Origin of the sequence: Bordetella sp. BOR01 (assembly GCF_019218885.1) — a bacterium.
GTDB lineage: Bacteria > Pseudomonadota > Gammaproteobacteria > Burkholderiales > Burkholderiaceae_B > Bordetella_A.
In genome coordinates this window covers 841,389-865,631 of sequence record NZ_JAHUWT010000002.1, presented here as the reverse complement: position 1 = coordinate 865,631, position 24,243 = coordinate 841,389, and the positions used below count along the sequence as shown (strand labels likewise).

The 24,243-nt window shown below is 66.6% G+C and carries 19 protein-coding genes; 7 read left to right on the top strand and 12 right to left on the bottom strand.

Going from position 1 to position 24,243, the window contains the following annotated elements; genetic code table 11:
• Positions 1 to 9: 9 nt before the first annotated feature.
• The gene (locus tag KW845_RS11835) at positions 10 to 1,425 is read right to left on the bottom strand and encodes an FAD-binding oxidoreductase (RefSeq protein WP_218369411.1); all 1,416 of its coding nucleotides are present in this window, start codon (positions 1,423 to 1,425) and stop codon (positions 10 to 12) included.
• Positions 1,426 to 1,608: 183 nt separating this feature from the next.
• Here KW845_RS11835 and KW845_RS11830 point away from each other — a divergent pair, with 183 nt between their 5' ends.
• The gene (locus tag KW845_RS11830; protein WP_218369410.1) at positions 1,609 to 3,012 is read left to right on the top strand and encodes a phosphomannomutase/phosphoglucomutase; all 1,404 of its coding nucleotides are present in this window, start codon (positions 1,609 to 1,611) and stop codon (positions 3,010 to 3,012) included.
• A gap of 18 nt (positions 3,013 to 3,030) precedes the next feature.
• The gene (pgi, locus tag KW845_RS11825; protein ID WP_218369409.1) at positions 3,031 to 4,596 is read left to right on the top strand and encodes a glucose-6-phosphate isomerase; all 1,566 of its coding nucleotides are present in this window, start codon (positions 3,031 to 3,033) and stop codon (positions 4,594 to 4,596) included.
• Here the strand turns inward: pgi and KW845_RS11820 are convergent.
• From KW845_RS11820 to coq7, 10 genes are all read right to left on the bottom strand, one after another.
• Positions 4,593 to 5,726 carry a glycosyltransferase family 4 protein gene (locus KW845_RS11820; protein ID WP_218369408.1) on the bottom strand — a complete coding sequence of 378 codons (1,134 nt, stop codon included), beginning with the start codon at positions 5,724 to 5,726 and terminating at the stop codon, positions 4,593 to 4,595. The two genes, pgi and KW845_RS11820, sit on opposite strands and share 4 nt — an antisense overlap.
• On the bottom strand, positions 5,723 to 6,883 hold the full coding sequence (locus KW845_RS11815; protein WP_218369407.1) for a glycosyltransferase: 1,161 nt from the start codon (positions 6,881 to 6,883) through the stop codon (positions 5,723 to 5,725). Before KW845_RS11815 ends, KW845_RS11820 begins: the two co-directional genes overlap by 4 nt.
• The gene (locus KW845_RS11810; RefSeq protein WP_218369406.1) at positions 6,880 to 7,995 is read right to left on the bottom strand and encodes a glycosyltransferase family 4 protein; all 1,116 of its coding nucleotides are present in this window, start codon (positions 7,993 to 7,995) and stop codon (positions 6,880 to 6,882) included. The genes KW845_RS11815 and KW845_RS11810 overlap by 4 nt, the downstream gene beginning before the upstream one ends.
• The gene (gene asnB / locus KW845_RS11805) at positions 7,992 to 9,920 is read right to left on the bottom strand and encodes an asparagine synthase (glutamine-hydrolyzing) (protein ID WP_218369405.1); all 1,929 of its coding nucleotides are present in this window, start codon (positions 9,918 to 9,920) and stop codon (positions 7,992 to 7,994) included. The genes KW845_RS11810 and asnB overlap by 4 nt, the downstream gene beginning before the upstream one ends.
• A gap of 29 nt (positions 9,921 to 9,949) precedes the next feature.
• A complete protein-coding gene (locus KW845_RS11800; RefSeq protein ID WP_218369404.1) occupies positions 9,950 to 11,098 on the bottom strand; it encodes a glycosyltransferase family 4 protein in 1,149 nt (382 codons plus the stop codon).
• Positions 11,095 to 12,459 (bottom strand): murein biosynthesis integral membrane protein MurJ, encoded by a 1,365-nt coding sequence (murJ, locus tag KW845_RS11795; protein WP_218369403.1) that lies wholly within the window; start codon positions 12,457 to 12,459, stop codon positions 11,095 to 11,097. The genes KW845_RS11800 and murJ overlap by 4 nt, the downstream gene beginning before the upstream one ends.
• Positions 12,460 to 12,471: 12 nt before the next feature.
• Positions 12,472 to 13,497, bottom strand: coding sequence for an SDR family oxidoreductase (locus KW845_RS11790; RefSeq protein ID WP_218369402.1), 1,026 nt, complete (start codon positions 13,495 to 13,497; stop codon positions 12,472 to 12,474).
• 9 nt (positions 13,498 to 13,506) lie between these two features.
• Positions 13,507 to 14,781 (bottom strand): Vi polysaccharide biosynthesis UDP-N-acetylglucosamine C-6 dehydrogenase TviB, encoded by a 1,275-nt coding sequence (gene tviB, locus KW845_RS11785; RefSeq protein ID WP_255592563.1) that lies wholly within the window; start codon positions 14,779 to 14,781, stop codon positions 13,507 to 13,509.
• 101 nt (positions 14,782 to 14,882) lie between these two features.
• Positions 14,883 to 15,977, bottom strand: a complete 1,095-nt coding sequence (locus KW845_RS11780; protein ID WP_218369401.1) for a glycosyltransferase — start codon at positions 15,975 to 15,977, stop codon at positions 14,883 to 14,885.
• Between the two features lie 714 nt (positions 15,978 to 16,691).
• Positions 16,692 to 17,369, bottom strand: a complete 678-nt coding sequence (coq7, locus tag KW845_RS11775) for a 2-polyprenyl-3-methyl-6-methoxy-1,4-benzoquinone monooxygenase (RefSeq protein ID WP_218369400.1) — start codon at positions 17,367 to 17,369, stop codon at positions 16,692 to 16,694.
• Between the two features lie 116 nt (positions 17,370 to 17,485).
• Here coq7 and KW845_RS11770 point away from each other — a divergent pair, with 116 nt between their 5' ends.
• From KW845_RS11770 to KW845_RS11760, 3 genes are read left to right on the top strand one after another with little or no spacing between them, the layout of a single operon-like run.
• Entirely contained in the window at positions 17,486 to 17,926 is a 441-nt protein-coding gene (locus KW845_RS11770; protein WP_218369399.1) for an OsmC family protein, read from the top strand.
• Positions 17,927 to 17,964: 38 nt separating this feature from the next.
• Entirely contained in the window at positions 17,965 to 18,936 is a 972-nt protein-coding gene (locus KW845_RS11765; RefSeq protein ID WP_218369398.1) for a thymidylate synthase, read from the top strand.
• A 39-nt stretch (positions 18,937 to 18,975) separates the two neighbouring features.
• Entirely contained in the window at positions 18,976 to 19,470 is a 495-nt protein-coding gene (locus tag KW845_RS11760; protein ID WP_218369397.1) for a dihydrofolate reductase, read from the top strand.
• An 11-nt stretch (positions 19,471 to 19,481) separates the two neighbouring features.
• On the opposite strand, the gene KW845_RS11755 is transcribed toward KW845_RS11760, so the two are convergent.
• Positions 19,482 to 20,894, bottom strand: a complete 1,413-nt coding sequence (locus KW845_RS11755) for a PLP-dependent aminotransferase family protein (protein WP_218370009.1) — start codon at positions 20,892 to 20,894, stop codon at positions 19,482 to 19,484.
• 191 nt (positions 20,895 to 21,085) lie between these two features.
• On the opposite strand from KW845_RS11755, the gene KW845_RS11750 reads away from it, so the two are divergent.
• Positions 21,086 to 22,411 (top strand): aspartate aminotransferase family protein, encoded by a 1,326-nt coding sequence (locus KW845_RS11750; RefSeq protein ID WP_218369396.1) that lies wholly within the window; start codon positions 21,086 to 21,088, stop codon positions 22,409 to 22,411.
• A gap of 4 nt (positions 22,412 to 22,415) precedes the next feature.
• On the top strand, positions 22,416 to 23,903 hold the full coding sequence (locus tag KW845_RS11745; protein WP_218369395.1) for a CoA-acylating methylmalonate-semialdehyde dehydrogenase: 1,488 nt from the start codon (positions 22,416 to 22,418) through the stop codon (positions 23,901 to 23,903).
• Positions 23,904 to 24,243 lie beyond the last annotated feature (340 nt).

The following is a 24,243-nucleotide window of genomic DNA, read 5'->3' as shown; positions in this document are numbered from 1 at the left end:
GGTTTTGCTTCAGGTTTGCAATACCTTGCCGGGGTTCATCAGGCCCTGCGGATCGAGCGCCTGCTTCACGCGCTTCATCAGCGCCAGCTCCAGCGGATTCTTGTAGTGCGGCAGTTCGTCGCGCTTGAGCTGGCCGACGCCGTGCTCGGCGCTGATCGACCCGGCGTGCTCTTGCACACTGCGATGCACGATATCGTAGATGTCCTGCTGCAAGGCCAGCAGGTCGGCCTCGGTCTGGCCCGGCGCGCGCGCCACGTTGTAGTGCAGATTGCCGTCGCCCAGGTGGCCGAACACCACGTTGCGCACATTCGGGAAACGCTGCTGCAGTTGCGCGTTGGTCTTGTGCACGAAGCCGGCAATCGACGAAATGGGAATGGAGACGTCGTGCTTGACGCCCTTGCCCTGCTCAGCCTCGGCCAGGGGGATGCTTTCGCGCAAGTGCCACATGGCCCGGCTTTGCGCCACGCTGGAGGCAATGGCGGCGTCGGTGACCAGGCCGGCCTCGATGGCCGCGCCCAGCACGGCTTCGAAGCGTTCGCGGGCATGCGCTTCGCTTTCGCTGTCGGAAAGCTCCAGCAGCGCAAACCAGGGCGAATCGGCCGATTCGCCCTCAAAGGGCAGGCGCTGCTGCGGGAACAGGCGCACCACCGTCTGCAGGCAATCGCCGGCCATCAATTCGAAGCCGGTCAGCGAGGCGCCGAACCCGGCCCGCGCGCGCGACAGCAGCTCGACCGCCGCGTCGATGGAATCCAGCGTCAGCAGCGCCGTGCACGAGGCCACCGGCTGCGGATACAACTTCAGCGTGGCGGCCGTGATGATGCCCAGCGTGCCTTCGCTGCCGATATACAGGTCGCGCAGGTCGTAGCCGGTATTGTCCTTGCGCAGGCCGCGCAGGCCGTGCCAGATATCGCCTTCGGCGGTCACCACTTCCAGGCCCAGGGCCAGTTCGCGCGCGTTGCCGTAGCGCAGCACCTGCGTACCGCCGGCGTTGGTGGCCAGGTTGCCGCCGATGGTGCAACTGCCCTCGGCGGCCAGGCTCAGGGGGAACAGCCGCCCTGCTTCGGCCGCGGCCTGCTGCACGGCCTGCAGGACGCAGCCGGCCTCGACCGTGATGGTATCGTTGTCGGTATCGATGGCGCGCACCCGGTTCAGCCGCGCCGTGGACAGCAGCACGGCCTGGCCCGAGCCGTCGGGCGTGGCGCCGCCGCACAGGCCGGTATTGCCCCCCTGCGGCACCACCGGCACTCCATGCTGCGCGCACAGGCGCACGGCCTGGGCCACCTCTTCGGTCGAGCCGGGCCGGATCACCGCCCGGGCCGTGCCCCGGTAGCGGCGCCGCCAGTCTTGCAGGTAGGGTTCGGCGTCGGCGCCGGTCAGTACCTGGGCCGGGCCCAGCAACGACTGCAATGCGTTCAATAGAGTCATGGACGTAGGCACAGGTCGGGCCGCCCGGGTACGCCGGGCTGCGTTGAAGATAAGAGTATTGTAGGACGGGCCCGCTACTTGCGTGGGCGGTGCCCGCCCGGCCGGCGAATCGGGGATAATTCGGCTCATGCCCGCCCGCCGGCACACGGGGGGCCTTGTACGCCCTTTACCGGAGAAACCCGCTTGAACGACGCCGCCCGCTATCCCGAATCCGTCTTCAAGGCTTACGACATCCGCGGCACGGTGCCCGACCTGCTCAATGCCGCCTTCGCCCGCGCGCTGGGCCGCTGCCTGGCGGACCAGGCCAGGGCCCAGGGTGTCGGGGCCCTGGTGGTGGGGCGCGACGGCCGGCTCAGCAGCCCCGAACTGGCTCAGGCGTTGCAAGACGGCATTCTTGACGGGGGCATCGATGCCCTCGATATCGGACAGGTGCCCACCCCGCTGGTGTATTACGCGGCCCATACCCAGGGCACGGGTTCGGGCGTGGCCATCACCGGCAGCCACAACCCGCCGCAGTACAACGGTTTCAAGATGATGATGGCCGGCAAGGCGCTGTACGGGCCGGGCGTGCTGGCCCTGCGCGACACCATGAACGCCGCGGCCGCGGCCGGCGGTGCGCCAGCCGTGCCGGCGCGGGGCAGTCGCCGCGAACTGGACCTGGTCGGCGAATACATCGAGCGCATCGTGGGCGACGTCAAGCTGGCACGCCCGCTCAAGATCGCCATCGACTGCGGCAACGGCGTGGCCGGTGCCGTGGCGCCGCGGCTGTTCCGCGCCCTGGGCTGCGAGGTCGACGAACTGTACTGCGAGGTCGACGGCACCTTCCCCAACCATCACCCCGACCCGGCCGACCCGCACAACCTGCAAGACCTCATCGCCCACCTGGCCCGCACCGACTGCGAAATCGGCCTGGCCTTCGACGGCGACGGCGACCGCCTGGGCGTGGTTACCAAGTCCGGGCAGATCATCTGGCCCGACCGCCAATTGATCCTGTACGCGCGCGACGTACTGCGGCGCTGCCCGGGCGCCACCATCATCTACGACGTCAAATGCAGCCGTCACGTGGGCCTGGCCATCCAGGAAGCGGGCGGCCAGCCGCTGATGTGGCAGACCGGGCACTCGCTGGTCAAGGCCAAGCTGGCCGAGACCGGCGCGCCGCTGGCCGGCGAAATGAGCGGCCATATCTTCTTCAAGGAACGCTGGTACGGTTTCGACGACGGCCTGTATACCGGCGCGCGCCTGCTCGAAATCGTCTCGCGCCACGCCAATCCGTCGCAGCCGCTCGAATCGCTGCCACAGGCCTTGTCCACGCCCGAGCTCAAGCTTGAAATGGCCGAAGGCGAACCCTTCACGCTGGTACAGGCCTTGCGCGACCAGGGCAAGTTCGACGACGCGCTGCGCGTGATCACCATCGACGGCGTGCGGGCCGAATACGCCGACGGTTTCGGCCTGGCGCGCGCCTCGAACACCACTCCGGTGGTCGTGCTGCGCTTCGAGGCCGACACCCCTGAAGCCCTGGCGCGCATCCAGGACGATTTCCGCCAGCAATTGCAGCGGCTTGCCCCCGGCGCGACCCTGCCCTTCTGATATTTTCCCGTTCGACCCATGCCTACTTCCCTGCCGTTCAGCCCTGCCTGGCTGGCCTTTGGCCAGGCGGCACAAAGCGCCTCTCGCAGCGGCGACCGCCTGCGCATCATCGAAGCCGCCGGCCTGCGCATCGACCTTACCGCCCAGGCCCAGTCCGACGCGCTCGACAACGCTGCGCAAGGCCTGCTGGCGCAGCAGGATTTCGATGCGGCGCGTGCCCAGCTATACGACGGCGGCCAAGCCAACTGGACCGAGCGGCGCCAGGCCTGGCACACCGCGCTGCGGGCCGACAACCCGCCGCCCGCCGTGGCCCAGGCCATCCTGGCCGAACGCGAACGCGTGCGGCGTTTCGTGCGCGAAGTCGACCAGTCGGGGATGTATACCGGTGTGCTGCATCTGGGCATCGGCGGCAGCGACTGGGGACCGCGCATGGTGACGCGCGCCTTGCGGCACCACGGCCTGCATCGCGACATCCAGTTCGCCTCGAATGTCGATTCGCATGCGGTGGCCGACGCCATCGGGCAGCTAGACCCGCGACGCACGCTGGTCATCATCGCCTCCAAGTCGTTCACCACCACCGAACCGCTAGCCAACGCCGAAGTTGCCATGAACTGGCTGCGCGATGCCGGCGTGGAAGACCCCATCAAGCATGTGGTGGCCATTACCGCCAATGTCGATGCGGCCCTCGATTTCGGCATATCGCCCGACCGCGTGTTCCGCTTCTGGGACTGGGTGGGCGGCCGCTACTCATTGTGGTCTGCCATCGGCCTGCCCATTGCGCTGGCACTGGGCAGCGACACGCTCGACCAACTGCTGTCCGGCGCGGCCGCCATGGACCAGCATTTCCTGCAGGCGCCGCTGCGCAAGAACGCCCCGCTGCAAATGGCCCTGGCCGGCCTGGCCAACCGCAGCGTGCTGGGCTATGCCACGCTGGCGATCACACCATACGATTCGCGCTTGCTGCACCTGGTGCCATGGGCCCAGCAGCTTGAAATGGAATCGCTGGGCAAGGTGGCCACGCGCGACGGCACGCCGGTAGGCGTACCGACCGGCCCCGTTGTCTGGGGCATGCCGGGCACCGACTGCCAGCACACGTTCTTCCAGTGGCTGCATCAAGACACCACTGGCGCGCCGGTCGATTTCATCGTGTGCGAACAGCCCGACCACGCCTACGCGCGGCATCACAACATGCTGATCGCCAATTGCTTGGCGCAGCGCTCGGCCCTGCTGCGCGGCAAATCGTACGAAGAGGCGCTGCTGGAAACCCGCGAGCACGAGCCCGATGCGCGCCGCGCCGAGCTGCTGGCGCGCCATCGCGTCCACCCTGGCGGGCGGCCGTCCAACCTGATCGTGTTGCCGCGCCTGGATGCCTATTCGCTGGGCGCGCTGCTGGCGCTGTACGAGCACAAGGTCTTCGCGCAGGGCGCGTTGTGGGGCATCAACCCATTCGACCAATGGGGCGTCGAATTCGGCAAGCTGCTGGCCAAGCGCATCATCCGCGAACTGGATGCTCCCTCGGCCGACGCCGGCGGCGACCAAGACCCCTCGACCCGCTACTGGATCGACTCGCTGTCGCGGCGCTAGGGCTGCAGCAAGGCGCGATAGATATCCAGATGCTTGCGGCACACATCTTCGATATCGAACTCACGTTCGGCCAGGCGGCGCCCGGCCTCGCCCAATTGCCGCCGCAACGCGGCATCGGCCGCCAGGCGGGCAATGGCGTCGGCCAGCGCCCGTGCGTCGCGCGGCGGCACCAATAATCCCGTCTCGCCCGGTTCGATGGCATCGCGGCAGCCCGGTACATCGGTCGTGACGACCGCGCGGGCGCAGGCGGCGGCCTCGATCAGCGAGCGGGGCAGGCCTTCGCGGTACGAAGGCAGTACCGCCATGTGCGAACCCGCATACAAATCGGCAACATCGCTGCGTTCGCCCAGGGCCTCGATGCAGCCTTCTTGCTGCCAGCCGTCGACGTCGGCCTGCGTCACCGACGCCGGATTGCCCGGATCGATACCCCCAGCCAGCAACATGCGCACGCCCGCGCCCTGGCGTTGCAGCAGGCGGGCCGCTTCCACGAATTCAAGCACCCCCTTGTCGCGCAGCAGGCGCGACACCATCAGCGCGGCCACGGGCGGCGACGGCTCGGCCATGGGCGGATAGGCGGCCAGGTCGACGCCCGAGCCGCGGATCATTACCACCTGCTCGTCGCGCACGGCGCCCAGCCCGCGCAGTATTTCGTGGTCGTTGGCGTTCTGGAACACGATGCGGCTGTTGCGATGCCCCAGCGCCATGCGGTACAGCATGGCCACCACCTGCCGGATCACCGCGGCTTTCGCGCCGCTCGCCACGAAGACGAAACCCAGGCCGGAGATCGCCGACACCATGGCCGGCACACGCGCCAGCCGCGCGGCAATGCCGCCATACAGTACCGGCTTGATGGTAACCAGGTGCACCAGGGCCGGCTGCAATCTGCGGAACAAGCGGTACAGCGCCCACAAGGTGCGCAATTCCTGCAGCGGCTGCTTGCCGCTGCGTGTCATGGGAATGGCGTGGTGCGTCAGGCCATGCGCGGCGATCTGCGGCACGCTGTCGCCGTCCATGGTGGCCACGTGCACCTCGTAGCCCGCGCGCTGCGCGGCCAACGCCAGCGGCAGCCGGTGCGACAGGAAGAATGCGGGATTGTTCACGACGAACAGCAGGCGCTGCGCTTGGGTCATGCGGTTGCTCCGGCAATGCGCCGCCACACGGCTTCATAGGATGCCACCATGCGTGCCAGGTCGAATTCGGCCAGCACGCGGGCCCGCCCAGGCGCACCGACCGCCTCGCGGCCGCGCGCGGCTATGTCGTCCAGCGCGGCGGCCATGCCCTGCGCCAGCGCCTGGGATTGTTCGGGCGGCACCACCGGCGCCGTGGCGCCGACGATATGCGCCGCGTCGCCCACGTCGGTTACGACACAAGGGGTGCCGCAGGCCATGGCCTCGGCCACGACATTGGGAAACCCTTCGGCGCAGCTCGACAATACATGCAGGTCCAGCGCGTTCATCACGGCGGGTACGTCGTCGCTGGGGCCTGCCAGCAAGATCCGGCCGCGCAGGCCATGGCTGTCGATCAATGCCGCCAGGTCGGCATTGCCTGGCGACATGCCGCGCCCCACCAGCACGCACTGCAAGCCCCGGTCGCGCCCGCTCCGGACCAAGGACGCCACCGCGCCCAGCAAGTTGGCATGGTCTTTCAGCGGATCCCAGCGCGCCACGCAGCCGACCAACGGCGTGCCGTCGGCCACTTGCCACAATTGGCGCATGCGCTGTCCTGCCGGCGGGTCGGGCTGATAGCGCGAAAGATCGTAGCCATTGGCGATCACCACCAGGCGGTCGGCCCGATAGCCGTACTGTTCGTGCCGCACGGCAGCGTCGCGGGCCGCGCACACGATGGCCGCAGGCACCCGGCCCGACAGCAGCGCGCACAACTGCAGCACCAGGCGCGCCGAGCGGCTGCTGCGCTCGAGATGCGCGCCGGAATTGCGGATGCCCCACGCCAACGCACGCACGCCGGCCAGGCGCGCCGCCAGGCCTCCGATCAGGTCGGCGTGATACATCCAGGTCTGCACCGCGTCGGGCCGGTCTTGCGCCAGCAGGCGGCGCAATCCCAGGAAGCCATCGAGCGTCAGGCGCCCACGCGGCATGCCCAGCGCATGCACGGTGACGCCCGCGGCGCGCAAACGCGCCCCGTACACGCCTTCGTCGGTCAGCGACACCACGGTGTGGCGCACGCGCTGCTCTGGGTACGTAGCCAGGCGAAACAACACGGACTCGGCCCCGCCCTGCCCCAGGCCGGTAATGATGTGTGTCACGCGCAGGATGGCGGGCCGTGTCACGCCTTGCCTCGCACAGCATCGAACAGGGTGTCCCACTCGGCCAGCACGGCAGGCAGCGCGTAGCGGCGCCGCACCGATTCGGCCGCACGGGCGCCCAGGTCGCGCCGCAAGTCCGGGTCGCCCAGCACGCGTTGCAGGCCCGCGCGCAGTTGCGCACGGTCGCCCGCCGGCACCAGCACGGCGTCCTGGCCGTCGCGGGTCATTTCGCGCGGGCCGCTGGGGCAGTCGAAGGCCACGCAGGCCAACCCCAGGGCCATGGCTTCCAGCAGCACATTGGGAAAGCCTTCAACGGCGGAACTGAGCACGAAAGCCTGGCCCTTGGCCAGCTCGTCCCAGGGCTCGCCGGTGCGCCCCGGCAACTGCACGCGGTCTTGCAGCCCGGCGGCGGCGATGCGCGCCTGCAAATCGTCACGGCCCGGCCCCTCGCCCCAGATCCACAAGTCCCAGTCGGGAAACTCGTCCGCCAGTTCGGCGTATACATCCACCAGCAGATCGAACTGCTTGGCCGGAGCGAACCGCCCCATGGCCAGCAGACGCTTGCGCGGCACCGCCGCCTGCGCATCGACCAACGGCGCTTGCAACAATTCGGGCGGCAGCGGGTTGGGGATGACCTTCAATTGCTTGATGCCCGGCACCTGGCAGGCAAAAGGCTCGACCGTATCTTCGGCCTGCACGGTGACCATGTCGGCGCGGGGGTAGAACAGCCTGCGCAGCGCGCGCCATATCTTGCCGGTGCTACGCTCGACCACCGGATTGGTGCGTTCGCATACGATCAGCGGCACGTCGAGCCCGCGTGTGGCCAGGATGGCAGCCACGTTGACGTTGGTCAGGAAGGACACCACCACATCGGGGGCCTGCTCGCGGATCAGCGCGCGCAGGGTGCGCAGGCGCTGCCAGGCAGCCAACGGGCCGCTGCCGCGCGTGCCGGCGCGGTCGGCCAGCCAGACCAGGTTGACCGCATCGGACAAAGGATAAAAGCAAGTGCCCTTGGAAGAGTAGGTAGGCACCAGTGTCACGGTATCGCCGCGATCGGTCCAGGCATTGACCAGTGTAGCGGCGACCCTTTCGGCACCGCCCGCGTGCATGGAACTGACCAACAGCAATATTTTCATGTACCAGGATCCTTTTCGCCGGCCATGCCGGCGTGATAGCGGTCCAGCCAGGCCTGCATCATCAACACCCCCCAAAGGTGGCTGTCCCAGTTGCGGTGGCCGGACACATGTTCGCGCCATTTGCGCAGGATGGGCTCGGGTTCGAACCAGCCCTCCTGGCGCAGGCGAGCGGGTTCCAGCAAGGCTTCGGCCCAGTCGCGCAGCGGCCCGCGCAGCCAACTGGCCAGCGGCACGGCAAAGCCACGCTTGGGCCGATCTACCAACGCTTGCGGCACGTGGCGATACAGTACCTGGCGCAGCAGCCATTTCCCGGTATCGCCGCGCACCTTGTATTCAAAAGGCAGTTGCCAGGCGAATTCGTAAACGCGGTGGTCCAGCAAGGGAACACGGGTCTCCAGGCTGACGGTCATGGCGGCGCGGTCGACCTTGACCAGGATGTCGTCGGGCAGGTAGGTGACCGCATCCAGTTTCATCATCACGTCGAATGCCGTGCCGTCCATGGGCTGCTCGAACAACGATGGCGGCTCGACGCCGCCCTTGACCACGCGGCCTGGATCCGCCCAGTACGACACGAACAGGCGGTAGAAATCGCCACGCGTGTCCGCGCGCAGCAACTCGCCCAGCTTGAACAGCTTGCGGCGCCAGGCACCGCGGCCCGGCAGCATGGTCGACGCGCCCAGCAGCGCCCCCAGGGCATGGCGCGCGGGGCCGGGTACCCGCTCGCACTGGCGCCACCAGTCGCGCACGCGGAAGTAGCGCGAGTAGCCGCCAAACAGCTCATCGCCACCGTCGCCGGAAAGCGCCACGGTGACGTGCTGGCGCGCCATGCGGGTGACCAGCGAGGTGGGAATCTGCGACGAATCGGCAAACGGCTCGTCATACATGTCGGCCAGCGTGGGCACCACTGCCAGCGCATCATCGGCCGTGACGTAGAGCTCGGTATGGTCGGTGCCCAGGTGCTTGGCGACAGCCTTGGCGTGCTCGGCCTCGTTGTAGCGCTTTTCGTGAAAGCCGATGGCGAAGGTACGCACGGGCTGCCGGCTTTGCGCCTGCATCAAGGCCACGATGGTCGATGAGTCGATGCCGCCCGACAAGAACGCGCCCAGGCTGACGTCCGACAGCATCTGGCCACCCACCGCCTGAGACAGCAGCGCCTCGAGCGCGTCGGCAGCCTGCGCATCGGATGCGAAGCTGCGCGGTGCCCGCAGGCCCTGGTCGGCCATCTGCAGGGCCGACCAGTACACGCGCGGCGTGGCCACGCGGCGGCCGCGCATCTCGGCTTCGGAAATCTCGAGCCAGGTGCCCGGCGGCAGTTTGTAGATGCCTTCGTAGATGGATTGCGGCGCGGGAATGTAGTTGTGGCGCATCAGCGAGGCCAATGCCGGACGGCTGAGATCGCGCCCGAAGCCCGGGATGGGCATCAGGCCCTTGAGCTCCGAGGCAAACACCAGGTTGGCGCCGGTGTAGCCGTAGTACAGCGGCTTCTCGCCCATGCGGTCGCGTGCCAGGGTCAGCGTGCGCTGCTCGCGATCCCACAGCGCGATGGCATACATGCCCACCGCGGCCTGCAGCGTGGCCTCGACGCCCAGCGCCACGAAGCCGGCCAGCACGGTCTCGGTATCGGAATGGCCGCGCCAGTCGGGCGCCTGGCCCGCCTGCTCCAGGCGCGCGCGCAGGTCCATGTGGTTGTAGATCTCGCCGTTGAGCACCAGCACATACCGTCCGCAGGCCGATACCATGGGCTGGTGCCCGGCTTCGGTCAGGTCCAGGATGGCCAGGCGGACGTGCGCCAGCGCCAGGTCGGCGGCGCGGTCTTGCCATAGCCCGTGGCTGTCGGGGCCGCGATGGCGTATGCGCCGGCAGCTATCGGCCAGCACTTGCGCCTTGTCCTGCAAGGGCCCCCAGATTCCGGCTATTCCGCACATGATGGTGTCTTCCGCGCTTGTCTGAATGATTATGCCGGGTAGCGCCCCGACTTGCGCACGTCGTCAAAAAGTTCTTGCCACAGGCCCAGCACCCGCCGGGCCGAAAATCGCTCGCGCGCCTCGATGGCACGCTCGCCCATGGCGCGCCGGCCGGCCGCGTCGCCCATCAGGCCCGACAGGGCCGCTGCCAGCGCCGGCACGTCGCCGTTGGGCCGCACCAGCACGCCGTCGACGCCCTCGCGCACGACTTCGCGCGGACCGGTATCGCAATCGAAACACACTGCCGCCAAGCCGCTGGCCAGCGATTCCAGCAATGTATTGGACAACCCTTCAAAACGCGAGCTCAGCACATAGAGGTCGGCGTGGCCGTACCAATCGCCCACGTTGCCGACCCGGCCGGGCATCGTCACCCGTTCCTGCAGCCCGGCGCCATCCACCAGCGCCTGCAGGCGCTGCCGTTCGCCGCCCTCGCCCAGGATCACCAGATCCCAGTCGGGATGCTGGCCGGCAATTCGCGCGTAGGCCTGGACCAGCAGGTCGAAGCCCTTGTCCGGATGAAGCCGGCCCACGGCCAGCAGGCGCCGGCGCCCATCGGCGGCCGGCGGCGGTACTACCGGTTCGCCGCGGGACAGCGGCCAATGCACCGGATTGGGGATGACGGCCAGGCGCGAGCCGGGGACATGGCGTGCCAGCCAGTCGGCCGTGCCGCGCGTCAGGGCCACCACCCGCGCCGCGCGCGGGTAGGTCAGGCGCCGCAGGCGCTGCCACAGGCCCGACAGGGCCTGGGAAGGCGGATGCGTATGCTCGGTGGCGATGACCCGGCACGGCAGGCCCCATGCCGCCAGTACGGCCAGCACCGAGGCGGTGGTCATCATGCCCAGCACAATGTCGGGCTGAAACCGGCGCAATACCCGCCGCAGGGCAAGCACGCGCCGCACGTTGGCCAGCACGCCGCGCAGGCCGCCACCTTCACCGGCGGTATGCAATACCTGGCGCTGCACAGCGGGGTGCAACGTGTAGGCGTCGTCAGTGGCATCGACCTGGGTTGCCACCATCACTTGCCAGCCGGCCTGGGCCCAATGCGCGCTCAGGTCGGCAGCCACGCGTTCGGCGCCGCCGCCATGCAGCGAATGGATGAAAATCAGCACGCGCGGCGGCGTATCGTCGTGCCTGCTCATCGGGAAGCCTCTTTGGGTGCGGGCGGCTCGTGGGGCCGCCAGGCCACCACGGCATAGCAGGCGAACGACAGCGCATACATCAGGCTGGTGGCCAGCATGATGCCGGCCGTGCCCATGCGCGGCGCCAGCATGGCGTTCAGCACGACCTTCAACAGGAAGTTGGCTACTGCGATCAAGGCCATGACGCGGTAGCGATTCTGGCTGGCCAGCAATTGCACCAGGATCAGCACGCCAAAGTAGAACGGCAACTGCAGCAGGCCCCAGCGCAGCACGTGCGCAACGGCCTGGGTATTTTCCGCCGTGAATGCGCCGCGCTCGAACAGCAGCGCCACCCCCCAGGGAGCCAGCAGCCATGCCACGATCACGGCGGCGGCACCCGCCCCCACCATCAGCACCGACCATTTGAGCGCCATCGACCGCGCGCGCGCCGCATCACCGCGGCTTTGCACGTCGGCCAGCACCGGCAGCGCGGCGCGCCCCACCGATACCGCGCCTATACCCAGCAACAGCGACAACAGGCGGCTGGCATAACCCAGCGTGGCGTTGGCGTTGTCGCCCAGGTTGGCGGCCGTGTATTGGTCGAGCGGCCCGACGAAGCTCATGGCCACCTGGCCCACCAGCATGATGCCGGCCGCGCTCATCAGTTCGGGCCAATGCGGCGAACGCAGCGACAGCAGCGGCGCGCCCCAGAACCCCCTGTCGGCCCGCGCCGCCAGCCAGGCCAGCCAGGCGGCCTGGATGGCATAACCCACCAGGGTGCCCCACAACAGGGGGCCGACATCGTCGGCCGAAACCGCGGCCAGCATCACCCATGCCAGCGTGGTCACCGCCGGAACGCTATCGAGCAGCGTGTTGACGTGGCGCTCGTGCGAACGCAGGCGCGCCCCGCTGATGCCAGCGATCAACAGCAGCACGGTTACCGGCACGAAAGCGTAAAGCAGCTGGGTGCTCATGGCCGCCACCGGTGCCGACAGCCCGCTGCCCAGCCATTGCAGCACCCATGGCCAGGCCAGCGCGGTCAGTACGGCCAGCACCACCCCGCCCACCAGCACCGCGCCCTGCAGTTCACGCACGAACAGATTGCGCTCATGGCCGCCGGTACGCCGCAGCCGCACCAGCACTGGTATCAGCACCACCCCCAGCACACCCACGATCGTGACCGGCAACCAGTTGGTCATGGTCATGGTGAACTGATAGGCGTCGACGGCATCGCTGATGCCGTAGCGATACGCGACCGCCATTTCCTTGATGGCGCCGGCGGCCTTGCCCAGCACCAGGAAGATCGCCACCCGGAACGCACCCCTGAAAATACGCTGGTGGTCCGGGTGGATCGCGTTGAGTTTGCGGATGAGCGCTTTCAAAAACTTGGCGACTTAACGCAAGAACTGCTTGTACCAGGGCATGGCGGTTTCCAGCCCACGCAGGATGTCGTAGGCCGGCTGGTAGCCCAGCAGTTTGCCGGCCTTGCCGATGTCGGCCTGCGAATGGCGCACGTCGCCGGCGCGGAACTCGGTATGCACCGGCTGCTTGTCGTAGCGCACGCCCTGGCCACCCAGCGCCTGGGCCAGGTAGCGGTACAACTGGTTCAGCGTGGTACGGCCGCCATAGGCCACGTTGTAGACCTGGTTGACACCTTCTTCAGGCGCCAGCGCGGCCAGCAGGTTGGCCTGCACGGCATTCTCGACAAAACAGAAGTCCCGGCTGGTCTCGCCGTCGCCATTGATGACGACATCGTCGCCGCGGATCATGGCGGCCGTCCACTTGGGAATCACCGCCGCATATGCGCCCTCGGGGTCCTGGCGCTTGCCGAACACGTTGAAATAGCGCAGCCCCACGCTGGCCAGGCCGTACGAACGCGCAAACACGTCGGCGTACAGTTCGTTGACGTACTTGGTGACCGCATACGGCGACAACGGCTTGCCGATGGTGTCCTCGAGCTTGGGCAGGCCAGGGTGGTCGCCGTAGGTGGAACTGGACGCGGCGTAGACAAAGGTCTTGACCTTGGCGTCGCGCGCGGCCACCAGCATGTTCAGGAAACCGCTGATGTTGACTTCGTTGGTGGTGATGGGGTCATTCAGCGAACGGGGCACCGAACCCAGCGCGGCCTGGTGCAGCACATGGTCGACGCCCTGGGTGGCCTGCTGGCAGGCGGCCAGGTCGCGGATGTCGCCTTCCTGGAAGGTGAACCTTGCCCACTGATCCGGTTCCACCGAGTTGCGCACTTCGTCCAGGTTGTGCCGATGGCCGGTGGCGAAGTTGTCCAGCCCAACCACGGTCTGGTCGAACTTGAGCAGGGTTTCGAGCAGGTTCGACCCGATGAATCCGGCGCAGCCGGTAACCAGCCATTTGCGAGGCTTTTGTTGCAGTTCCTGCAGGGTGCTTTCGTAGCGGTTGGTCATGCCGGTTCCTTACAGGCGCAGATCGGACTCATCGGCCGACAGAACGTATTTCAAGTCGTACAGCACGTGCTTGGCCTTGCCCAGCTTGCGGATTCCGGCCGCACCCATTTCCACGAACTGATGATGCGATACCGCCAGGATGATGGCGTCGTACCTGCCGGCCTCGGCCTTGGCCACCGGCGTGATGCCATATTCGTGCACGGCTTCCTCGGGATCGACCCACGGATCGTAGACATCGACATCGACGTTGTATTCGCCCAGTTCATTCACGATATCAACCACGCGCGTGTTGCGCAGGTCGGGGCAGTTTTCCTTGAAGGCCAGCCCCATGACCAGCACGCGCGCGCCCTGCACATGGATGCGCTGCTTGGTCATCTGCTTGACCAGTTGCGACACCACGTAGCTGCCCATGGAGTCGTTCAGGCGGCGGCCCGCCAGGATGATCTCGGGGTGATAGCCGATGGCCTGCGCCTTGTGGGTCAGGTAGTACGGATCGACGCCGATGCAGTGCCCGCCCACCAGGCCGGGACGGAACGGCAGGAAGTTCCACTTGGTGCCGGCGGCTTGCAGCACGGCTTCGGTGTCGATACCCATTTTGTTGAAGATCAGGGCCAGTTCGTTGATCAACGCGATGTTCACATCGCGCTGCGTGTTTTCGATGACCTTGGCGGCCTCGGCCACGCGGATGCTGGACGCCTTGTGGGTGCCGACCGTGATGATTTCGTTGTACAGCGTGTCGACCAGGTCGGCGACTTCCGGCGTCGAGCCCGAGGTGACCTTCTTGATCGTGTTGACACGGTGTGCCTTGTCGCCCGGATTGATGCGCTCGGGGCTGTAGCCGGCGTAGAAATCCACATTGAACTTCAGGCCCGACACGCGTTCCAGCACCGGCACGCAGTCTTCTTCGGTAGCGCCGGGATACACGGTGGATTCGTAGATGACGATATCGCCGCGCTTGAGCACCGCGCCGATGGTCTCGCTGGCCTTGATCAGCGGCGTCAGGTCGGGCTGCTTGTAGTTGTCGATCGGCGTGGGCACCGTGACGATGTACACATTGGCCTTGGCCAGGTCGGCCCGGTCGGCCGTGTAGCCAAGGTGCTTGGCCTGCGCCAGTTCGGCGTCGTCGACTTCCAGCGTATGGTCATGACCCGCCTTCAGGGCGTCGATGCGCTTGGTATTGATGTCAAAGCCAATGACCGAGCGCTTCTTGCCGAATTCCACGGCCAGCGGCAGCCCGACATAGCCCAGGCCAACCACGGCAAGTTTTACCTCATCGATACGCAAGATAGCTCTCCCTTTGCCGCGCTACGTACACGGCATTTCAATTAGGAACGGGGAATTGTAACAACGGCCCCTCGACCCGTCGCGGGGCCGTCCGACAGGATTCAGTGGGTGCGCGGCAATAGCAGCCAGCCCGGACGGCGCCATGACACCAGCCGCACGTACAGCCAGATATACGCCGCGGCGAATACCGCCAGGCTCAGGCCGAGGACCCAGGCGTTGTCCCACCAGATGGTGGCCGGCACCAGGCCGATCAAGGCCAGTACCCACATGTAGGGCGAGGCCAGCGCATTGCACAGCGCCGGCACCGCATGGCGGCGGCCACGGCTGAAGGTCACGCGCACCAGCCGCCGGAATACCAGTTGATGCAGGTGCAGGGCATCGGGCTGGTCGACCGGAACGCCGCGCTTGAAGCGGCGCCGCCAGATGGAAAAACCGGTTTCGAAGACGGGATAGAACAACACCGCCAGCGCGTAGAACGGCGACACCGATGGATTGCGCACCACCAGCAGCACGGCCAGTTCGGCCAGCATGAAACCCAGGAAGTACGCGCCCCCATCGCCCAGGAACACCCGGCCGAAAGGAAAGTTCCAGACAAGGAAACCCAGCGTGGCCGAGGCCAGCGCCGCGGCGATCATGGAAATAGGCATGTCGCCCACCTGCAGCGCAACCAATGCGATCGACACCGCCATCAAGGTGGCCACCATGCCCGCCAGGCCATTCATGCCGTCGACGATATTCAGGGCGTGCGTACAGCCTCCCACCGCGAACATGGTGAACAACAGCGACACGGGCCAGAACGACAGCACCCAGTCGACCGGCGCGATGCCCACGCGACTGACCCCGCCCAACAACCACCAGGCAATGGCAGCCGACAGGAACGCCGCCAGCAGGCGCTTGCTGGCGCCGATGTCTTTGGTGATGTCTTCGAGCAGGCCCGCCACGAACACGGGCATCACCGCCACGAACAGCGCGGGCCACAGCCAGGTCAGGGTCATGTTGCTGGGCCCGAGCACCAACAGGCCCGCCAGCGAACCGGCCAGCACTGCCAGCCCGCCCACGCGGGGCGTGGCGCGCGTATGCGAGGCTTGTGGCTTGCTCAGGTCGCTATCGCCGGTAAAGGCGCCATGCCAGCGTTCCGACGCCACGATGAGTCCTCCCACCGTGAACGCCACCACGCAGATGTACAGCCAGGTCACGGAAGCACCTTAGTTGGGTCGAATTTCATGAAGCAGATCATTATCGAGAGCGCGTGTAACGGTCTTATATGCGAGACCTAAACAAGTGCAAGGCAGCCACACAGAACGTAACCGCAGCCATTGCCGTCACCCCGTGGGCGCCCACGCAGAAAAGCATTGTAATTCTTTCCATGGGGCTGCAGCAGCCGTATTTAAGGGTAAATACTAGGCGCAAGTCGTTGGGACAAGCCTGGCGTCATTACGTTGCATCTCGCTGCCGCCCAATAATTGGGGACACATTAAATACATCGAAAAAAAAGCCCGAGATCTTGCGATCTCGGGCTAAATCCACCAAAGGAGGAGGGTGGAGGAGACAACCGGGGCATGTTGGGGTGAACACTGCATCAGGTTCGACCGCTACGCATTCGGGGTAAACACCGCACCGACTGCGTCTTCAACATCCATGACTGAATCGTAGCGCATTGTTTTGTGCGATGCAAGATTTTTTTGAGGATGACTGCAGCGCGGGTATCGACGTTGTGGTTTCGCCGCAATAAGGCTGGCAACCGGCTTCACTATTGACTGTACGCTGCAAAGGGTTTTTGCGAAAAGGGTAAACCCTTGCGGGGTTACCCTATATTTTTCAATGACTTAGCTCGGTCGCGTTGAGGTATTCGGGCCACCGTTTGCACTTTTATTGTGCAGCGCACCACGTCTTGCACCAAGGCCGGGCATTCAAACCCAGTAGGCGGTGGAGGTCATGAGGCGCGACATGGCCCGCATGGCGCCGCGTACCGGCGCCGGCAATGGCACCCCGCCCGCCTGTTCGGCATTGCTGCGATGCTGGGCCTCGTCGGCTTTCATCTTGCCCACGATCTGGCGCGACCTCTGGTCGGTTTCGGGCAGGCTGCGCAAGTGGCCGTCGAGATGGGCCTCGACCTGGCGCTCGGTTTCGGCCATGAAACCCAGGTTGCGCGCGGTGCCGGCGCAACTGGCCAGCGCGCCCAGCGTGAACGAGCCGGCATACCACACGGGGTTGAGCAGGCTGGGACGGCTGCCCAGTTCTTCGAGGCGGCGCGCGCACCAGGCCAGGTGGTCGACTTCTTCGGCGGCGGCGTGGTGCAGCAGGCTGCGTACCGGTGCCTCGCGGCAGGCCGCGGCCTGCCCCCGGTACAGCGCCTGGGCGCAGACTTCGCCTACGTGATTGACGCGCATCAGGCCGGCGGCATGGCGCTTTTGCTGGTCGGACAGCGGCGGCACGGGCTCGGGCGCATCGGCCGGATACGCCCGCGCAGACGTGGCGGCACCCGACAGCACGCGCAGCGCACGATCGATTTCAGCGAACAGGGGATCGAACGGGCCGCGCCGACGCGAGAAAGGCGTAAAACCGGAAGACGTGGGGGCAACGGACATGGGGTGGGCTCCTGGATGGGCATCCCCGCCCTGCTGTGCGGCGGGGTTCTCCATCGGGAATTGTACGCAACGGGTATCATCGGAATTTGTTTGCGCTCAACGCTCAAGGAACCCGCATGGACTGCACGATCAACTGGGGCGGCCCCGACGGCATGCTCTTCGTGGCCAGCACCGGCAGTGGCCACGTTGCCACGATGGACGGCGCCGTAGATGGCGGCGGCCACAACCTGGCGCCCCGCCCCATGGAATTGCTGCTGGCCGGCACGGGTGGCTGCACCGCCTATGACGTGGTGCTGATTCTGAAACGCGGCCGCCATGCGGTAACGGGTTGCAGCGTCAAGCTGTCGGCCGAGCGCGCCGACGCCGATCCCAAGGTCTTCACCCGCATCCATTTCGCCTTCACGGTCACCGGCAAGAACCTGCCGAGCGCCGCTGTCGAACGTGCCGTGCAGTTGTCGCACGAAAAGTACTGCTCGGCCTCGGCCATGCTGGAAAAAACCGCGGAACTGACTTTCTCGGTGGACATCGTCGATACCCAGGACACGCAGGCCGCCTGACCCTGGCCCGCCACGCCCGCACAAGCGGGTACATCGCCATGAAACAATACCTCTCGCTCATCCAATCGATTCTCGACCACGGCGCGTGGCAGGAAAATCGTACCGGCATCCGCACCCTGTCGCTGCCAGGTGCGGCACTGCGCTTCGACCTGCAGCAGGGCTTTCCCGCGGTGACGACCAAGAAACTGGCCTTCAAGTCGGCCGTGGGCGAACTGGTGGGATTCATGCGCGGCGCCCGCAGCGCCGCCGATTTCCGCGCGCTGGGCTGCAAGGTGTGGGACCAGAACGCCAACGAAAACGCCAACTGGCTGGCCAACCCTTACCGCGAAGGGCCGGACGACCTGGGCCCGGTGTATGGCGTGCAATGGCGCCGCTGGCCGGCCTACAAGCTGCTGCCGCGCGCCAACGATGCACAGATCCGGCACGCCCGCGACCGCGGTTATGCGCAAGTGGCCGAGCTCGATGAAGACGGCGTGCCGCATGTGCTGCTGTACAAGGCGGTCGACCAGTTGCGCCAGTGCCTGGACGCCATCCATCACACGCCGCAAGACCGGCGCATCCTGTTCCACGGCTGGAACTGGGCGCAGATCGAAGAAATGGCGCTGCCGCCCTGCCACTTGCTGTATCAGTTCCTGCCCAACGCCACCACGCGCGAAATCTCGCTGTGCCTGTATATCCGGTCCAACGACGTGGGGCTGGGCACGCCCTTCAACCTGACCGAAGGCGCGGCCCTGCTGCACCTGGCGGGCAGGTTGACCGGCTATACGCCGCGCTGGTTCTCGTACTTCATCGGCGACGCCCACATCTACGAAAACCACCTGCCGATGCTGCGCGAACAGCTTACCCGCGAGCCCTACGAAGCGCCGCGCCTGGTGCTGTCGGACCGCATTCCCGACTACGCCGTCACCGGGCGCTACCAGCCCGAATGGCTGGAGCAGGTCGAGCCCACCGACTTCACGCTCGAGGGCTACCAGCACCATCCGGCCCTGACCGCACCGATGGCGGTCTGACCCCCAACGCCTTCCACAGCCCGTCGACTGAATTTGCCCATGCCCGCGCCACCCCGCCTGACCCTGGTCGTTGCCTATTCCGACAACCGCGTCATCGGACGCGAGAATGCCCTGCCCTGGAAATTGCCGGGCGACCTGGCGCATTTCAAGCGCACCACCCTGGGCAGCCCCATCATCATGGGCCGCAAGACCTGGGAATCGCTGGGCCGGCCGCTGCCCGGCCGAACCAATATCATCATTACCCGCAACCCGCGCTATGCGGCGAACGGCGCCGTGGTGGCACCCACGCTGCAAGCCGCCATCGAGGCCTGCGGCGATGTCGACGATGCTTATGTGATCGGCGGCGCGCAGATCTATGCGCAGGCCCTGCCGCTGGCGCTGCGCATCGTTGCCACCGAAGTGCATGCACAAGTCGATGGCGATGCCTTCTTTCCCTACCTGCCATCGTTTGCCTGGCGCGAAACATCGCGCCAGCCGCAACCCGCGGAAAACGGCTACGACTACGATTTCGTGGTCTACGAACGCAACACCTGACGCCGCAAGGCCTAGGGGCCGCATGCGCCGCGCAGGAAGCGCCACAGCTCGGGCCCCTGCGAATACGCCACGTTGAAGCGTATCCAGGCAACATCGGCCTCGCCCGGATCGAAGTACGAGCCGGGCGCCAGCCAGACACCGTCTTTCAGCGCAAGCTCGGCCAGGCCATTGGCGCCGCCAGCCTGCGCCGGCAAGCTGGCCCACAAGAACAAGCCCGCCTGCGGACGCGCCCAGACCTGCATGCCCAGGTCGTCCATGTGCTGGCCGACTGCGGCATGAGCCTGCGCCAGGCGTTCGCGCGTGCGCGTGATGTGGGCGCGATAACGCCCTTCGCGGATCACCTGGTGCACCACCCTTTCCATGATTTCCGGCGAGGTCAGCCCCACCGCCATCTTGGTGCGGGCGATGTCGCGTATCAGGTCGCGATGTGCCGCCACGTAGCCCACGCGCACCGAGGGGCTGATCACCTTTGAATACCCGCCCAGGTACACCACCCGCTGGGCGCCATCCAGCGCGGCCAGCAGTGGTGAGGCGCCGGGCATCAACTCGCGCGAGATATCGTCTTCCACGATCCAGAAATCATGTTGCTGGGCCGCCTGCAAGACGCGAAATGCGTTGGCCATGCTCATGACCGCCCCGGACGGATTCTGCAGGACGGTATTGACGAACAGGGCGCGCGGCCGGTGGTCGGCCGCCAAGCGATGCAGCGCGTCGCAGTCGAGGCCATCGGGTGTGCGCGGCACGCTGACCACCCGCATGCCCGCCAGGCGCAGCAGTTGCAGCAGGTTGGCATAGCAGGGCTGCTCGACGGCCACCGTGTCGCCCGGGCGCAGCAGGGTGCGGATCACCAGATCCAGGCCATGCGTGACGCCCTGGGTCAGCACCACCTGGTCAGCGGCGATGTCCAGACCATGGGCAGCCAGGCCGGCGGCCACGGTTTCGCGCAACGGCGCATAGCCGTACGGGTGCCCATAACCGGCGATGCGCAGGGCCGGCACGCGGCCCAGGTGCCGCAGCGCCTGATGCAGGCCCTCTTCGTTCAACCATTCGCCCGGCAGCCAGCCGCAGCCGGATTTAATGGGAATGGAATGATCGGCGTAGATGTCCGACAGCAACCAGCCGGCACTGCGCCGCGGCGGTTGCCAGGAGGCCGGCGCCGTCGCGGCAGCCGGCCGGGGCCGCGCCGCCACCCGGTAGCCGGCACCCGGCCGGGCGGCCAGCCAACCCTGGGCCACCAGCCGGCCGTAGGCACCGGCCACCGTGAACGTGCTGACCTGATACGTGCGCGCGAACTCGCGCACCGACGGGACGGCCATGCCGGGGCGCAGCTCCTGGGACTGGATGGCGCGCACGTAGGCATCGACCACCTGGTCCACCAGCGTGGGAGCCTGATTGCGCGTGCGGATAGGCTGGAAATCGAACATGGCGGGCGTAGGCAAGCCGTTTATCTATACAGTTTGCCAGTTTTTACCTATACAGTTAGCGAGCTTTACATGGATTGTATATTTTCATCCCGGCCCGGCGCGATCAGAATGACTGTAATCCTGCCGCTTGCGCCGCGTCCGGGCCGTACAGGCCGCCGGCCCGCCATGCAGGTCTTCCTGGAGTCCGTACCATGAATGCCCCCACCGGCCTGCCCGACCTGTCACACCTGTGGATGCCGTTTACCGCCAATCGGCAATTCAAATCCCAACCTCGCATGCTGGCAGGCGCCAAGGGCATGTACTACACCTCGGTCGATGGCCGCCAACTGCTCGACGGCACGTCGGGCCTGTGGTGCGTCAATGCCGGCCATTGCCGCGACGAAATCGTCCAGGCCATTGCGCGCCAGGCCGCCTCGCTTGATTACGCGCCGGGGTTCCAGCTCGGCCACCCACTGGCCTTCGAAGCCGCCTCGGCCGTTGCCGGCCTGATGCCGCAGGGCATGGACCGCATCTTCTTCACCAACTCGGGGTCGGAATCGGTCGATACGGCGCTGAAGATCGCCCTGGCTTACCATCGCGCCCGCGGCGACGCACAACGCACCCGCCTGATCGGCCGCGAGCGTGGCTATCACGGAGTGGGCTTCGGCGGCATCTCGGTAGGCGGCATCTCGCCCAACCGCAAGACTTTCTCGGGCGCCCTGTTGCCGGCCGTCGACCACCTGCCCCATACGCACAGCCTGGAACACAATGCGTTCTCGAAGGGCCAGCCGGCCTGGGGCGCGCACCTGGCCGACGAACTGGAACGCATCGTGGCGCTGCACGACCCATCCACCATCGCGGCGGTCATCGTCGAACCCATGGCGGGCTCGACCGGCGTGCTGGTGCCCCCCAAGGGCTACCTGGAGCGGCTGCGCGAGATCACGGCCAAGTACGGCATCTTGCTGATTTTCGACGAGGTCATCACCGGCTATGGCCGGCTGGGCGCCGCCACCGCCAGCGAATTCTTCGGCGTCACGCCCGACCTGATCACCATGGCCAAGGGCATCAGCAACGCCGCCGTGCCGGCCGGCGCCGTGGCAGTCAAGCGCGACGTGCACGACGCCATCGTCAACGGCACGCAAGGCGGCATCGAGTTTTTCCACGGCTATACGTATTCGGCCCACCCGCTGGCCGTCGCCGCCATCCTGGCCACGCTGGATCTCTACCAGCGCGACCAGCTCTTCACGCGTGCGCGCACGCTGTCGCCGGCTTTCGAGGCAGCGGCCCATTCGTTGAAAGATGCCCCCAACGTCATCGACGTGCGCAACATCGGCCTGGTAGCCGGCATCGAACTGGCCCCGCGCGACGGCGCGCCCGGCGCGCGTGCCGCGGAAGCGTTCCAGAAGTGCTTCGATATTGGCCTGATGGTGCGCTACACGGGCGACACGCTGGCGGTCTCGCCGCCGCTCATCATTGAAGAATCACAAATCGCCGAGATGTTCCAACTGATCGGCAAGGTCTTGAAGGAAATCGCCTGATCCCATGAAGAAGCTCTCTCATTTCATCGACGGCCGCGCCTACGAAAGCCGCAACGGCCGCTACACCGAAGGCTTCAACCCCGCCACCGGCGAAATCACATCCTCGATTTCGCTGGCCTCGGCCGACGACGTCAATATGGCGGTGGCGGCGGCCAAGGCGGCGTTTCCAGCCTGGTCGGAAATGCCCGCGCTCAAGCGCGCGCGGGTGCTGTTCAACTTCAAGGCACTGCTCGACAAGCACCAGGACGAGCTGGCCGGCCTGATCACGGCCGAGCACGGCAAGGTGTTTGCCGATGCCAAAGGCGAAGTGGCACGCGGCATCGAGGTGGTGGAATTCGCCTGCGCGGCGCCGCAACTGCTCAAGGGCCAGTACACCGACCAGATCGGCGGGGGTATCGACAACTGGAGCCTGCGCCAGCCGCTGGGCGTGGTGGCGGGCATCACGCCGTTCAATTTCCCCATGATGGTGCCGTGCTGGATGTTCCCGGTGGCGCTGGCCTGCGGCAATACCTTCGTGCTCAAGCCGTCCGAGCGCGACCCGTCGGTGGCGCTGCGCCTGGCCGAGCTGTTCAAGGAGGCGGGCCTGCCCGACGGGGTATTCAATGTCGTGCAGGGCGACAAGCTGGCGGTGGACGCGCTGATTGCGCATCCCGATGTCGAGGCGCTGTCGTTCGTGGGATCGACGCCGATTGCCGAATACATCTACGCCGAGGGCACGCGCCGCGGCAAGCGCGTGCAAGCGCTGGGCGGGGCCAAGAACCACATGGTGGTGATGCCCGATGCCGACCTGGACCAGGTCACCGATGCGCTGATCGGCGCGGCCTACGGGTCGGCCGGCGAGCGCTGCATGGCGATCTCGGTGGCGGTGGCGGTGGGCAGCGTGGCCGATGCACTGGTCGAGCGGCTGACTCCGCGGGTGCGCGCGCTGGTCATCAAGAACGGCATGGAGCCCGATGCCGAGATGGGCCCGCTGGTCACGGCGCAGCACCGCGCCAAGGTGGTCGGCTACATCGAAGACGGCTCGGCCGCCGGCGCGAAGCTGGTGGTCGACGGGCGCGAGCAGAAGATCGCCGGCAAGGGGTTTTTCCTGGGCGGCACGCTGTTCGATCACGTCACGCCGCAGATGAACATCTATCGCGAAGAGATCTTCGGGCCGGTGCTGTGCGTGGTGCGGGTGCCCGATTTCGCGGCCGCGGTCGAGTTGATCAATGCGCACGAGTTCGGCAACGGCGTGGCGTGCTTCACGTCCGACGGCGGCATCGCGCGGGCCTTCGCGCGCCAGATCAAGGTGGGAATGGTGGGCATCAACGTGCCCATTCCGGTGCCCATGGCCTGGCATTCGTTCGGGGGCTGGAAGCGTTCGCTGTTCGGCGACCATCACGCCTACGGTGAAGAAGGCGTGCGGTTCTATACGCGGTACAAGAGTGTGATGCAGCGGTGGCCGGACAGCATTGCAAAGGGGGCGGAATTCACGATGCCGGTGGCTAAGTAGATAGAAACCTAGTTTCGGTGTAAGGATATTGGTTCTGATGGCGCCGGAGCGGGGTGCTGGGAGTGCCTTGGCTTCACGGGGCCGTCCGGGCGCCTGCCGCCCGGACCCGGCCCCGAGGCGCCGCGGCGCTCCCACCACCCCGCCCCGACTCGCATTGAATCCGATATGCCACGCCGTAGGGGCGAGTTGAGTTCTTGCGTGCTTGGCTACGGTTTTTCGCGAGAAGAAAAAACGTACAGGGCCGGCAATCCCAGTCGCCCTGCGCGACTGGGATTGCCGTTCATACGAGTGCATGCATGGGCTGTTTGCTGAAATGACGCCAAGCCGCCAGATTACTGGC